This is a genomic window from Streptomyces sp. BRA346 (genome assembly GCF_052851135.1).
This window is the reverse complement of sequence record NZ_JAIWIH010000002.1, coordinates 23011-37345: the sequence shown is the minus strand read 5'-3', so window position 1 is coordinate 37345 and position 14335 is coordinate 23011. Positions and strand designations below refer to the sequence as shown.

Below are 14335 nucleotides of genomic sequence, written 5' to 3'. Positions count from 1 at the left end.
GTGTGACTTGTCACTGGTTACATGTGAGAAATTGGCACGGCAGGATGGACCCATGACTCTCCCGTCTTCGCGCGGTGCGCGCCAACAGCGACACCAACTGATCGTCGACCACGTCCTGGCCCGGGGGGACGCCACCGTGGCCGAGCTCGCCGAGCTGACCGGCGTCAGCCTGATGACGGTCCACCGGGACATCGCCGAGCTGGCGGACCGCGGCATTCTGCGCAAGTACCACGGCGGTGTCTCCGCGCAGCCCTCGATGGTCTTCGAGTCCAGTTCGGACTTCCGGCTGCACGCGCACACCGACGAGAAGCAGGCGCTGGCCCGTGCCGCGCTGTCGTTCGTGGCCCCGGGGATGTCGGTGATGCTGGACGACTCGACCACGGCACTGGCCCTGGCGCGGCTGTTGCCCGAGGTGGGGCCGCTGACCGTGGTGACCAACTACCGTCTGATCACGGAGGAGCTGAGGGGCGCCGAGGGCATCCGGCTGATCTGCGTGGGCGGCGAGTACTCGCGCACCCATGACTCGTGGATCGGGCTGCCGGCCATCGACATGATCAGCGGCGTGTCCGTCGACCTCACCGTGCTGTCCACCTCCGGGATGACCGCGGGCATGACGTTCCACCAGGAGCAGGAGATCGTCAGCATCAAGCGGGCGGCCCGGCAGGCGGGCGCGACGAGCGTGCTGCTCATGGACCACAGCAAGGTGGGCCGCCGGGCGCTGCACCGACTGGAGAGCGTGGACTCCTTCGACCATGTGCTGCTGACCGGGCCGGTGGACGAGGAGCTGCTGCGGGAGATGCGGGAGCTGACCGATGTGCGGGTGATCGAGGCGGGGTAATTAACATCGCCACTCGTTATTCTTACCAAGGCTCTTGATATTTCTCTCGGCGCGCTTGAGTATCTGCGGTCGTACTCCGTCACACCTCAGAGACACCTCAGACACACCTCAGAGTGGAGGTAGCGATGCCGAAAGCCTTGATCCTGGGCTATGTGGGCGTGCTGTTGTTCATGATCGGCGATGGTGTCGAATCCGGCTTCATCGCCCCGTACATGGCCGACCACGGCGCCGCGACGGACGTACGGGCCGGGTACGTCATCACGGTGTACGGCATCGCCGTCATGCTGGCGTCCTGGTTCTCCGGTGCGCTCTGCCAGGTGTGGGGGCCGCGCCGGGTGATGTGGATCGGCCTGGTCATCTGGGCCGTCTTCGACGCGGCGTATCTGCTCTTCGCGCTGGGCACCGAGAACTACCCGCTGATGCTGGTGTTCTACGGCATCCGGGGCTTCGGCTACCCGCTCTTCGCGTTCGGCTTCCTCGTATGGATCACCAACACGGCGCCGAAGGCCCGGCTGGGCACCGCGGTCGGCTGGTTCTACTTCGCCTTCACGGGCGGCCTGCCCACCCTCGGCTCACTGTGGTCGAGCCTGACCATCCCCTGGTTCGGCCGCCTCGGCACACTGTGGTCCGCGCTCGGGCTCATCCTCCTCGGCGGCGCCATCGCCCTGGTCGGCGCGCGGCGGAGGCCCGGCGGCGACCGGATGGCGCCGCCGGAGGTCACCACCGGGCAGAGCCTGCTCAACTCGGTCTCCATCATCTGGACCCATCCGCGCGTCCTGGTGGGCTGCCTGGTCCGGGTCATCAACACGGCCCCCGAGTTCGGCATGCTGGTGTACCTGCCGCGGATCTTCTCCGACGACATCGGGTTCGGCGAGGACAAGTGGCTCCAGCTGCTGGCGATCATCTACGGCACGAACATCTTCTTCAACCTCATCTTCGGTGTGCTCTCCGACCGCATCGGCTGGCGCACGACCATCGCCGGTTTCGGCGCCCTGGGCTGCGCGATCAGCGTCACGACGCTGTACTTCGTACCGGTGTGGCTCGGCCCGGACTACTTCTGGGTCGCGGTGCTCGCGGGCATGTTCTACGGGGCGACCCTCGCGGGATTCGTGCCCATCTCGGCGCTCATCCCGTCGATGGCCCCGGAGAACAAGGGCGGTTCGATGGCCCTGCTCAACCTGGGCGCGGGCGGCGCGGCCTTCGTCGGCCCGGCGCTCGCCAGCCTGTTCTTCCCCCTCGTCGGCGCGGGCGGGGTCACGCTCGTCTTCCTCGCCCTGTACCTGGTGGCCTTCGTGCTGACGCTGCTGCTGAAGCTGCCGGAGGAGCGGGGCGACGAGCCGGTGGTGCCCGCCGCGGCCCGGACGGACGCGGCCGCGACGCCGTCGTAGCACGCCGTCGTAGCACGCCGTCGTAGCTCTCCGCCCGGTCCGGCCGGTCGTCCATGGCCGGAACCTGGTGCTCCCCTTCGCCCCTCCCTCAGGGTGGAAGCGAGCGAACGAGGAGAGCCTTGATGTCCGGACCGAATGGCGAGACCACGCTCCTGCGCGTCTTGCTGGACGCCGCCGAGGTGGCTCCCGACCAGGTGCTGGTGCATGTGCGGGGCGACGGTGGCGAGCGGACCGTCACCTACGCGCAGCTGCGGGACGACGCGCTGCGCGTGGCCGGGGGCTATCGCGCGGCCGGTGTGGCCCCCGGCACCTGCGTCCCCGTACTCGCCGACCGCGGTGACGACTTCCAGGCGATGTTCTGGGGCTCGCTGGCGGCGGGACTCGTCCCGGTGCCACTGGCGGCCCGTGCGGAGCGGGTGCTGCCGGTGTGGGAACTGCTCGGCCGCCCGCCGGTGGCCGTCGACGAGACCACCGCTTCCCTGCTGGCCGAACTCCCCTCCGACGTCCGGCCTTTGAGGCTGGCAACGCTGCGGCAGGGGCGCCCGCCCGGCCTCCTGCCGGAGGTCGCCCCCGGTGACGTGGCCTTCCTCCAGTTCTCGTCGGGCAGCACCGGGGCGCCCAAGGGCGTGGAACTGACCCACGCCTGCGTCCTGGCCAACCTGGCGCAGATCCGTACCGCCGCGGCCCTCACCTCCGGCGATGTGGTGGCGAGCTGGATGCCGTACTTCCACGACATGGGGCTCATCGGCACCCATCTGGCCCCGCTCGCCGCCCGCGCCAAGCAGGTGCGGCTGGAGCCGCTGTCGTTCGCCAAACGGCCCGCGCTGTGGCTGGAGACGGCGGCCCGGCACCGGGCCACGGTCCTGTCCGCGGCCAACTTCGCCCTCGCGCTGGCCGCACGGCGGATCCCCGATGAGGTGTACGGCCGACTCGACCTGTCCGCCGTGCGGTTGATGCTGGTGGGCGCCGAGCCGATCGCTCCGGCGGTGTGGCGGCGGTTCGTGGCCAAGGGCCGGTTGTCCGGGCTCGACGCCCGGGCCCCGCAACCCGTCTACGGCCTGGCCGAGGCAACCTTGGCGGTCGCCTTCCCGCCCCTCGGCGAGGTGGCGGCGCCCCGCGTACTGGACCGCACGGCCCTCAGCCGGGGCCGCGCGGTGGACACCGCCCCGGGCCCGGACGCGGTGGAGCTGATGGACGTCGGCCTGCCGGTGCCGGGCTGCGAGGTGCGCATCGCCGACGACGCGGGCCACCCCCTGGGCGACCGGCGCGTCGGCCACGTCCAGGTACGCGGCCCCCAGGTGGCACGCGGCTACCACGAGGCCCCGGAGGTCACCGCAACCGCCTTCGCCGACGGCTGGTTGCGCACCGGCGACCTGGGCTTCCTCGCCGACGGCCGCTTGTGCGTGACCGGCCGCGACAAGGACGTGGTGTTCGTGCACGGCCGCACCTTCCACGCCCCGGACCTGGAAGAAGTAGCGGCCGCCACCCCCGGCCTGCCGAACCCGCTGGCCGCGGTGGTCGGCTCCACCGGCCCGGCCGACGGCACGGAGCGGGTGGTCGTCTTCGTACGGTGGCCCCGACCGCCGCGGGAAGCGGCCCCCGTACTCGCCCAGGTGACGGCCCGGGTGCGCCAGGCCCTGGCGCACGACGACGTACGCGTACTGCCCCTGCCACCGGGCGCGTTCGCCCGGACGACGAGCGGGAAGCTGCGCCGCCGCACGATGCGCGAGCGGTACGAGGCGGGGGCGTACGCGACGGTGGAGGCGCGGTGGTGCGTGGGCACGCCCGCGCCTGCCGATGTGATGGCGGGCGCCTCGGCCGCGACCGCACCGGCCGGGCCGCGTGCCGGGGTGGTTCGGTCTCGGGAGGAGGTGGCGAGGGTTGTCGCGGGGGTTTGGGCTCGGGTGTTGGGGCGGCCCGTGGGCGGCATCGGGGTACATGACCGGTTCCTGGCCATCGGCGGTTCGTCGCTGAAGGCGATGGAGGTGCTCGCCGCGCTGGAGGACACCTTCGGTGTCTCCGTGCCGCCGGGTGTGCTGCGCGACCGTGACACGGTCGCCGCGCTCACCGAGTACCTGGTGGCGGCCCGGAGCGGTGAGCAGCCGGAGCCTGCTCGTCCACGCGCTGCTGCGGGCGATTCGAGGGCGGTCGCCGTGGTCTCCATGGCCTGCCGTTTTCCCGGGGCCGACACCCCGGACGCCTTCTGGGACCGGCTCATGGCGGGCCACGACGCCGTCGGCCCCGTACCGGCCACCCGGTGGAGCACCCGGCCCGGGGAGACCGCCCGGTGGGGCGCCTTTCTGGCCGATCCGGCCGGTTTCGACGCCGCGTACTTCGGCATCGACGCGCAGGAGGCGACCGCGACCGATCCGCAGGGCCGGATCTTTCTGGAGTTGGCCCACGAGGCCCTGGAGCGCGCCGGTTACGCGGGCGCGCGGCGGGCGGGTCGCCGCGTGGGCGTGTTCGCGGCGACCGGGGAGAGCGGCTACCGCGAGGTGCTGGCGCGGGCGTTCGGCCCGGAGGGCGGGCTGCCGCCCGCCGCGTTGACCGGCAACCTCCCCAACCTCGTCGCCGCCCGGGTGGCGCAGAGCCTGGACCTGACCGGTCCGGCCCTCGCCGTCGACACCGCCTGCTCCTCGGCGCTGGTCGCGCTGCACCTGGCGCGCCGTAGCCTCCGGTCCGGTGAGTGCGACCTCGCCGTCGTCGGCGGGGTCAACCTCGCGCTGACCTCGACCGGCCACCGGCTGTTGGAGCAGGCGGGAGTGTTGTCGCCGACCGGGCGCTGCCGCGCCTTCGGCGCCGCGGCCGACGGTTTCGTCCCCGGTGAGGGCGGCGCGGCGATCGTACTGGCCCGGCTGGACGACGCGCACCGCGCGGACGACCCCGTCCTGGCCGTGCTGCGCGGCACCGCCGTGAACAACGACGGGCGCTCGCTGAGTCTGCTGGCCCCCAACGCGCTCACCCAGCGGGAGATCATCGTCCAGGCGTACCGGGACGCGGGGGTCGACCCCGACAGTGTGTCCTACGTCGAGGCTCACGGCACCGGCACGGCCCTCGGCGACCCCGTCGAACTGCGCTCCCTGCGCCAGGCGTTCGGGCCGCGCGCCGACGGGCAGCCGCGCCTGCTGGGCTCGGTGAAGAGCAACGTCGGGCATCTGCTCAACGCCGCCGCCATGCCGAGCCTGGTCAAGGTGATCCTGGCCCTGGGCCACCGGGAGTTGCCCGCCTCCTTGCATCACGACGCGTCCGCGGCGGACCGTGACGCGGAGGGTTTCGCGGTGGTCGGCGAGCACCGCGCGTGGACGGCCCCCGGCCCGCTGGTGGCGGGCATCAACGCCTTCGGGTTCGGCGGCACCAACGCCCACGCGATCCTCGAGGAGGCGCCACCACGTGAGCCCGACACTTCGCGTGAGCGCGAGGACGACGGCCCGCACCTGCTGACCCTCTCGGCGCGGAGTGCCGACGCCCTGGCAGCCGCGGCCCGCGACCTCGCGGCCCATCTGCGCGCCCACCCGGACCTCGACGAGGGCGATGTGTGCGCCACCGTCAACACCGCCCGCGACCACGGCCACCACCGTCTGGCGGTGGTGGCCCGCGGCGACCTGGCCGAACGCCTCACGGCCCTCCCCGCGACCACGGTGGCCCGCTCCCGGCCCCGGCTGGTGTTCCTGCTGCCCGGCCAGGGCACCGTCCGGCCGGGGGCGGGCCGTGCCCTGTACCGCACCGCGCCCGCGTTCCGCCACGCGCTGGACGAGGCGTCCGCGCTCATCGGCCCGGTGTACGGGCGCACCCTGGCCCAGTGGTGCCTGGACCCGGATGCCACGCCCGCCGAGCTGGCCCGTACGGAGGTCGCACAGCCCCTGCTCGTCGCGTACGGCGTGGCGCTCGCCCGGCAGTTGCGCGCCTGGGGTGTGGGCCCGGACGCGGTGGCGGGACACAGCGTCGGCGAGATCACCGCCGCCTGCCTGGCCGGGGCGCTCACCCTGGCCGAGGCGGTGCGGTTCGCCGCCGAGCGGGGCCGCCTGATGCGCGACCTGGCCGCCCCGGGCGCGATGGCCGCCGTACGCTGCGGAGCGGACGCCCTCGCGGGGGTGCTGGACGAATCGGCGGGCGCGCTGTGCGTGGCCGCGGTCAACGCCCCCGACCAGACCGTGATCTCCGGGGCCCCGGACGCCGTCGACCGGGCCGTGGCGCGGCTGGCCGCCGAGGGGATGACGGCCCGCACCCTCCCGGTGTCCCACGGTTTCCACTCCCCCGCGATGCTCCCGGTGGCCGACCCGCTCGCCGCCGCGGCCGCCGCCACCCTGGATCCCCGTTCGCCGTCGGTGCCCCTGCTGAGCACGCTGACGGCCCGGTGGCAGCCGTCCCTGGACCCGGCACACTGGCGCGAACACGCCCTGCGGCCGGTGCGGTTCGGCTCCGCCGTGGAGCGCCTGTTGGACGACGGGTACGACACCTTCGTGGAACTGGGCCCCGGCGCCACCCTGCCGGGGCCGGTCCGCTCGGTCGCGGCCGGACGCGACGGCGTAGACCCGGCGCCGGAGGCGTTCACGCTGGCCGCCCCGGGCGCGGGCGGCGACGCCGCGGAGGCGCTGCTGACGGCCCTGGGACGGCTGTGGACACGCGGCGTGGAGCTGGACCATGCGGCACTGGGCGCGGGGCGGGCCCGCGTCACCGTGCCGACGTATCCGTTCCAGCGCCGTCGATACTGGCCCGAGCCCGTGGCGGCACCGCTGCTGCACCGACTCGCCTGGGGTGACGCGCCTCCATCAGCGGAAGGTGCACCGCGCGCCGTCCGGCTGGCCGGGCCCGACTCGGAACTCGCCCGCGCGCTGGCCCGGCGGCTGGAGCGGCGCGGTATCGCGGTGCAACGGGGCGGGGACACCGCCGCCACCGAGCCACCCGCGCCGACCACCGTGCTGCTCGCCGGACCGGCGGCGGCTGATGGTGGGGCGGTGGCGGACCTCGACTCCGCGACGCGGGCCGTGCACTCCACACTGCGGGACCTGTTCACCCCGATGAGCCAGGACGGCGCCCGTCTGGTGGCGGTCACCGAGGATGTGCACGCCACCGGCGCCGCCACCGAACGGCTCCGCCCCGCCCAGGCGCTGCTGACCGGCCTGACGCTCGCGCTCCCGGAGGAGTTCCCGGGCCTCACCGCGTACAGCGTCGACCTGTCCTCGTACGACTCCCTGGACGCCCGGCTCGACGCGCTGGAACGGGAGGTGCTCGGGCGGCACGCGTCGGGGGACGGCGGCGCGGTGGCGTGGCGGGCGGGCCGCCGTCTGGTCCGTACGCTCGCCCCGGTATCGGCGGGACCGCCGCCCTCGTCGCCCCTGCCGCCCGACGGCACCTACCTGATCACCGGCGGTACGGGCGGGATCGGCGCCGCGCTCGCGCGTGACCTGGCCGGGCGCGGCCGACCGGCCCTGGTGCTGGTGGGCCGTTCGGCCCGTCCGGCGGGCCGCCTGCCGGCCGAACTCGGCGCGCTCGGCGCCACCGCGGAGTATCGGGTGGCGGATGTGTCGGCCGAGGCCGATGTCGAGGCCCTGATGGCCGATCTGCCGCCGTTGGACGGGGTGTTCCACGCGGCGGGCGTGGTGCGCCCCGGCACGCTGCGGACCAAGTCGCAGGGGGAGATGGCCGAGGTCACGGCCGCCAAGGTGCGCGGGACCCAGTTGCTGTCCCGGGCCCTGTGGCGGCACGGCCACCGCCCGGCGGTGTGCGTGGCGTTCTCGTCGGTCGCGGCCGTGCTGCCCGGACTGGCCGGTGCGCTCGGTGACTACGCCGCGGCCAACGCCTTCCTCGACGCGTTCGCCGCCGCCGAACGGGCCGCCGGGCGGCCGTGGCAATCGCTGAACTTCGCCGCGTTCGCCGAGACGGGGATGGCCGCCGGTGAGCCGCCCCGGACCGCCGCCGTGGCGGCCCGGGGCCCCGCACCGCTGGCCACGGACGCGGGGCTGGCGGCGCTGCACACGGCCTGCGGTATCGATGCCGCCCAGCTGGTCGTGGCCGAGCTGGGGGTGGGGTCGGCGACGGTCACCTCGCCGGGCGGCGCGTCGGCCGCCGGTAGAGCGGCTCCCGGTGGGTGCCCGCCCGGGGCCGATGCCGCGCCGTCGCCGACAGCGGCCACGGCGGGGGCCGCCGGGGTGCGGGGGCCCTCCCGGCCGCGGCCCGCCACAGCCACGCCGCGCGCACCCGAAACCGCCCCGCCCGCCATCATCGACACCCTGCGCCGCCTCCTCGCCGAGGCGCTGCACCGGGCGCCCGCCGACGTCGCCGACGACGAACCGTTCCTCACCATGGGGCTGGACTCGCTCTCCGCCGTGGATCTCGTCCGGCGGCTGGAGGCGGAGTTGGGGCGGGCCCTGCCGCCCACCCTGTTCTTCGAGTACCGGACGATCCGCGAGCTGGCCGCCCAGCTGTCCACCGGTCACGGAGACACGCACCCGCCGCACCCGCCGCTCCCCGCCGACGACCGCACACACGACGCCTTCGCCGCCGGTGCCCCGCTGCCCCTCACCCCCGTACAGCTGGCCTTCCACACGGGCGGCAGGCTGCACCCCGGGTCCGCCGCGTACGCGTACGTACGCCAGACCGTCAGCGGCGCCGTGGACGCCGGACTGCTGGGCCGGGCGCTCGCGCTCCTCGCCGACCGCCACCCGATGCTGCGCCTCAGGATCGACCCCGGCGGTACGGCGCCCACGCAGCGCGTGACGCCGTCCGACCCGGGCACCACACCGCCCTGGTACGAGGTGCGCGACGCCGACGGCGGCCCGCTGGCCGACCTGGAGGAGGCGCTGTGCAACCGGCCCTTCGACCTGGCCACCGAGGCACCGGTACGTGCCGTGCTGGTGCGCGAGCGCGCGGACCTGGCCCATCTGCTGCTCGTCCTGCATCACGCCGCCGCCGACGGATTCAGCGTCAACGTCCTCGGCGAGGAGCTGTGGTCGGTGTACACCGCGCTCGCGCACGGCCGTACCCCCGAACTCCCGCCGCTCCAGGCCGGTTTCGCCGACCACGCCACCGCCGTCGACGCGGAACGGTCCTCCCCGGAGGCCGCCGAGGACCGTCGGTACTGGCACGACCTCCTCGCCGACCGCACACAGCCCCTGGACCTGCCCTGGGACGGCGACCCCGACGCACCCCCCGCCGCGCCACTCACCGCACACCAGGTGGCCACCGACCCCGGCCTCACCGCCGCGCTGCGCAGCTGCGCCGCCGCCCACGGCGTCTCGCTGTTCCACCTGCTGCTGGCCGCGTACGCGCGCTGCCTGGCCCGCTGGAGCGGGCAGCGCGCCATCGCGGTCAACGTCGCCCGCGCCCGTCGTGAGCTGCGGCTCGCCGGGCTCGACCGGCTGGTCGGCCCGCTCGCCGACACGCTGCCGCTCCTGGCCACCGTCGACCCGGACGAGCCGGTGCCCGCCCTGGCGCAGCGGCTGCGCGACATCTGGCTGGACGCCGAGCGGCACGCGCGGCTCACCGGACTCGACATCGCCCGGCTGCTGCCCGCCACGGGGTCCCGGCCGCGCACGCCCTCCCCGGCGGGGTTCAGCTTCGCCCGCTTCCCCGTCACCGCGGACCCCGACTGTCCGGTCGCGGTGCGCCCGGCCGCGGCGCGCACCGCCTCCGCCGCCACGCGTCTGGGGCTGCTGTGCTGGGAGAGCGAGGGGGCGCTGCACTTCTCCTGGAACGTCCCGGCCCGGCTGTTCACCCCGGACACCGTGGAGCGCCTGGCCCGCGAACACCTCGCGGAACTCACCGCACTCACCGACCTCACCACATCCGCCCCCGCTACCGAGCGCGGCGGAATCGTCGCCCGCCTGTGCGCACGCTTCCGGGCGGCCGCCGACCAGGTCGCGGTGGACACCGGCGAGTCCACCCTGACCTACGCGGCGCTCGACCGCGCGTCCGCCACCCTGGCCGCCCGACTGCGCGCCCGCGGCGTCGGTCCCGGCGATCTGGTCGGCCTGCTCACCGAGCCGGGCGCCGACACCGTCGTCGGAGTCGTCGGCATCCTGCGGGCCGGGGCCGGGTGGGTGCCGCTGGACCCCACCCACCCCGCCGCCCGCCTGGCCGACCAGCTCCACCGCACCACGGCCCGGACCGTGGTGTGCCACACCCCCACCCGCGCCATGGCCGACGCGTTCGACGAGGTGACCGCGGTCGCCCTCGACGATCCGTCCCCCTCCCCCGACCCGGTGCCGATGGCGGACCCCGCCCCCGACGCCATCGCCTACACCATCTTCACCTCCGGCTCCACCGGCCGCCCCAAGGCCGTACCCGTCACGCACCGGGCGATGGTGAACTACCTGGACTGGGCCGTGGACACCTTCGGCTACCGGGCGGGCGACCGACTCGCCCAGACCGCGTCCGTGTGCTTCGACGCGTCCGTACGCCAGCTGCTGGCACCGCTGCTGGTCGGCGCCACCGTGCACACCCTGCCGCGGAATCTCCTCCGCGACCCCGAGGCGCTGCTGGACCGGGTCGTACGGGACCGGATCACCGTGTGGAGCTCGGTGCCGACGCTCTGGGAACGGCTGCTGACCGCAGCCGAGACCCGGGTGCGGCGCGGTGCGCCGCGGCCCGATCTGTCGGCGCTGCGCTGGATCCACGTCGGCGGTGAGGCACTGCCCGCCGCGCATGTCCGCCGCTGGTACGACCTGTTCGGGCCCGGCCACCGCATCGCGAACCTGTACGGGCCCACCGAGACCACCATCAACGCCACCTGCCACCTCATCGACGCCCGTCCCGGCGACGAGGTGCGCCGACTGCCGATCGGCCGCCCCATCTCCGGCACCGAGGTGGCGGTGGTGGCCGAGGACGGTCGCCGCAGCGCCCCGGGCGAACCCGGGGAACTGCTCATCGGCGGTACGGGGCTGACGCCGGGCTACCTCGGCGATCCCGAGCGGACGGCGGCGGCGTTCACCGAGCGCGACGGCAGGCGCTGGTACCGCAGCGGCGACCGGGTGAGCAGGCGGCCCGACGGCGTGCTGGAGTTCCTGGGCCGCCTCGACGACCAGGTGAAGGTCCGCGGCCACCGGGTCGAACCGGGCGAGATCGAGGCGGTGCTGCACACCCACCCCGGCGTCGCGCAGGCCGCCGTACTGCACCAGCACGGCCGCCTGACCGCGTTCGTGGAACCCCTGCCGGGCGCGCCGCGGCCCGAACCGGCGCGACTCCGCGCCCATCTGCGCGGCACGCTGCCGGACTACATGCTCCCGGCCCGTTTCCGGTACGTCGATGCGCTGCCCCTCACCGGCACCGGCAAGGTGGACCGGCGCCGACTCGACGCATCGGCCCCCGATACGGACACCACGGCGGCGACAGCCGAAGCCCCGCCCGCCACGCCGACCGAACACGCCCTGGCCCGTATCTGGTCCGCGGTGCTGGGGGTGGCGCGGGTCGGCCGCGAGGACGACTTCTTCGCGCTCGGCGGCGACTCCATCCTCGTCCTGGAGGTGTTCGCCCGGCTGGAGAAGACGCACGACGGGTCGCGGTCGAACACCACCCTGCCCAGGCCGACGGTCATCTACGAACACAGCACGCTCTCCGCGCTGGCCACCGCGATCGATGAGGCCACCGGCGCGCAACAGGCCCCCGCCGCCCCCGCCGGGGCGGACATCACGCCCTACCCCCTCACCCCCACCCAGCGCGGGTTCCTGGTCGCGGAGGCCATCGCGCCCGGGTCCGGCTCGGCGTGGCTGGCCCGGCTGCGGCTGCGCGGCCCGCTGCGGGCCGAGGTGTTTCAGCGCGCCGTCGACGCGCTCGTGGTCCGCCACCCCATGCTGCGCACCGTCTTCCCCGCGGGCGCCCGCCCGCCGGTGCAGCAGGAGCTGCCGCCCGCGCTGCGGCTCCCGGTGGACTTCGAGACGCTGGCGTCACCCGAACTGCTCGATGAGCGGGTCGCCGACGAACGGCGTCGCCGGTTCGAGCCGTGGGCCTGGCCGCTGCTGCGCCTGCGGGTGCTGACCCTCGCCCCCGACGAACACACGCTGATCGTCCACGCCCACCACCTCATCGGCGACGGCTACAGCGCGGCCCTGTTCGGCCGCGAGTTGCTCACCGTCTACGACCGGCTCGTCCGCGGCGAGCAACCCGAACTGCCGCCGCTGCGCAGCACGTTCCGCGATTACCTCTCCCTGCTCCGGCAGTCAGCCCCGGACCCGGCGGCCACCGCCTGGCGCGCCCGCCACGACGCTCCGTACGAGCGGCCCGACCTGCGGCGCGGCGACACGGCCCAGACGGAGTTCAGGTCGGCGGGCTTCACCCTCGACGCCGAGGTGACGGCCGGGCTGCGCCACCTCGCCACCACCGGCCGGGCCACGCCGTACGCCCCCGTCCTGACCGCCTACTACCGGGCCCTGGCCGACCTCACCGGCCGACGGGACCTCGTCCTCGGGCTCGCGGTCACCGGACGGGACCACGCGCTGCCCGACATCAGCCGGCTGTTCGGCCCGCTGGCCGCCGCCGTACCGCTGCGCCCGGCCGTGGCGGAAGCGGACACCGGCACCGGCGCCGACACCGCGCCCGCCACGTCGTTCCGCGACGATCTGCGCCGCGTCGCCGAGGAGGCCACCGCCGCACGCACCTACGCCACCAGTGGCGAGCCGTCCGACGGCGGCGACGGCCTTGGCCTGCCGAGGGCCGCGCAGTTCCTCTTCAGCTACCTCGACTTCTCCGCCCTCGGCCCGTCCACCGGCACGTCCCTGACCCTCGACTGGGACCACCACGACACGGAACTCGCCCCGCCTCCGGTGGGCACCGATGTGTTCCTGGCCGTGCGACCGATCGGGGACGGCTTGCGCGTCACCGTGCGGGCCTCGGCCGCCGCCCTCGGCGCCGCGGCCACGGAGGCGTTCGCCCGTACCCTGCGGGACGAGCTGACGGGGGCCGTGGCACCGCGCCCGCGCCGTACCGTGCGTTCACCCCGTACAAAGGCGGACGCCGCGCTCGTCGGCTATCTCCCGGCGCCCGGACACCTGGCGGCGCTCGCCGGGGTACCGGCCCCGGCGCTGCCCCGTGACCACCTGCGGGCGCTGCTCTTCCCGGACGGCGCGCCCCGCCTGCTGGAGGAGATCAGCACACCGCTCGGCCGCTCGGCGTTCGTATCGCTGCCGCTGTTCGCCGACGAACTGGCACCGGGACACGCACTCATCGGCCACACCGCCCGTGCCGTCGCCCATGCCGCCTCCCTCGGCGCGCGCTGTGTCTCACTGGCCGGGATGATCCCCGCGTACACCGGCTACGGATTCGAGGTGGTCCGCGCCACCAGCGGGGCGACGACCGTCACCACCGGCCACGCGGCCACCGCCGTGTCCGTGGTCAAGACCGTCCATGCCGCGCTCGCGGCGGCGGGACGCGACCTCGCGGACCTCACCGTCGCCATGGTCGGACTCGGCTCGATCGGCACCTCGTCCCTCCACCTGCTCCTCGCGGGCGCCCCGCGCCCACCCGCCCGCCTGGTGCTGTGCGACGTCGCGGGCAGCGCGCCCCGTCTGCGCGCGCTCGGCGCGGAGCTGCGCGGCAACGGGCCGGCGGGGTCGGTGGAAGTGGCCGAGTCCGCCCCGGGGCTGCCCGATGTGGTGTACGAGGCCGATCTGATCGTCACGGCCGTCAGCGGGGGTACGGCCGTCCTCGACGTCGACCGGTTGCGCGCCGGGACCGTCGTGGTCGACGACTCGTTCCCGCACTGCTTCGACACCGCACGCGCCCTCGACCGGATGCGCCGGCGGCGCGATGTGCTGACGGTCGGGGGCGGGCTGCTCGCGGTCGGCGACACCGAGCGGCACATAGCCGACGATCTGCCACCGGCCGCCGCCTCCGGCTATGCGGCACAGACCTGGCTGCCGGGTACGGTCGCCTCCTGTCGGCTCGAATCCCTGCTGCACACGGCCGTGTCCGGCCTGCCGCTGGTCCACGGGCTGGTCGACGCGTCCCACGCACACGCCTACTGGGAGGCGGTCGAGACGGCCGGGGTGAGGGCCGCGCCCCTTCATCTGCTCGGCCACACGGTCGGCGACGAGGGCTGACGGACCGGCTGAACACACCGGTGCCCCGACCGGAAACCACCCGGCCGGGGCACCGCGCTCTCCTCCCTCAAGGGCGT

3 protein-coding genes are annotated in these 14335 nt (G+C 74.7%); all 3 read left to right on the top strand.

Annotated elements, in window-relative coordinates:
* The first annotated feature begins 52 nt into the window (after positions 1–52).
* The 3 genes from LCH29_RS01920 to LCH29_RS01910 all read left to right on the top strand — a co-directional run bounded on the left by LCH29_RS01920 (position 53) and on the right by LCH29_RS01910 (position 14258).
* On the top strand, positions 53–838 hold the full coding sequence (locus LCH29_RS01920) for a DeoR/GlpR family DNA-binding transcription regulator (RefSeq protein WP_179938246.1): 786 nt from the start codon (positions 53–55) through the stop codon (positions 836–838).
* A 125-nt stretch (positions 839–963) separates the two neighbouring features.
* On the top strand, positions 964–2226 hold the full coding sequence (locus LCH29_RS01915; protein ID WP_446459908.1) for an MFS transporter: 1263 nt from the start codon (positions 964–966) through the stop codon (positions 2224–2226).
* 122 nt (positions 2227–2348) lie between these two features.
* Positions 2349–14258 carry an amino acid adenylation domain-containing protein gene (locus LCH29_RS01910; protein ID WP_446459907.1) on the top strand — a complete coding sequence of 3970 codons (11910 nt, stop codon included), beginning with the start codon at positions 2349–2351 and terminating at the stop codon, positions 14256–14258.
* The last annotated feature ends 77 nt before the right edge of the window (positions 14259–14335 follow it).

Excerpts from the sequence above, each read along its gene's own strand:
- LCH29_RS01915 (WP_446459908.1), top strand. The coding sequence starts at position 964 with ATGCCGAAAGCCTTGATCCTGGGCTATGTGGGCGTGCTGTTGTTCATG.
- LCH29_RS01920 (WP_179938246.1), top strand. The coding sequence starts at position 53 with ATGACTCTCCCGTCTTCGCGCGGTGCGCGCCAACAGCGACACCAACTG.
- LCH29_RS01910 (WP_446459907.1), top strand. The coding sequence starts at position 2,349 with ATGTCCGGACCGAATGGCGAGACCACGCTCCTGCGCGTCTTGCTGGAC.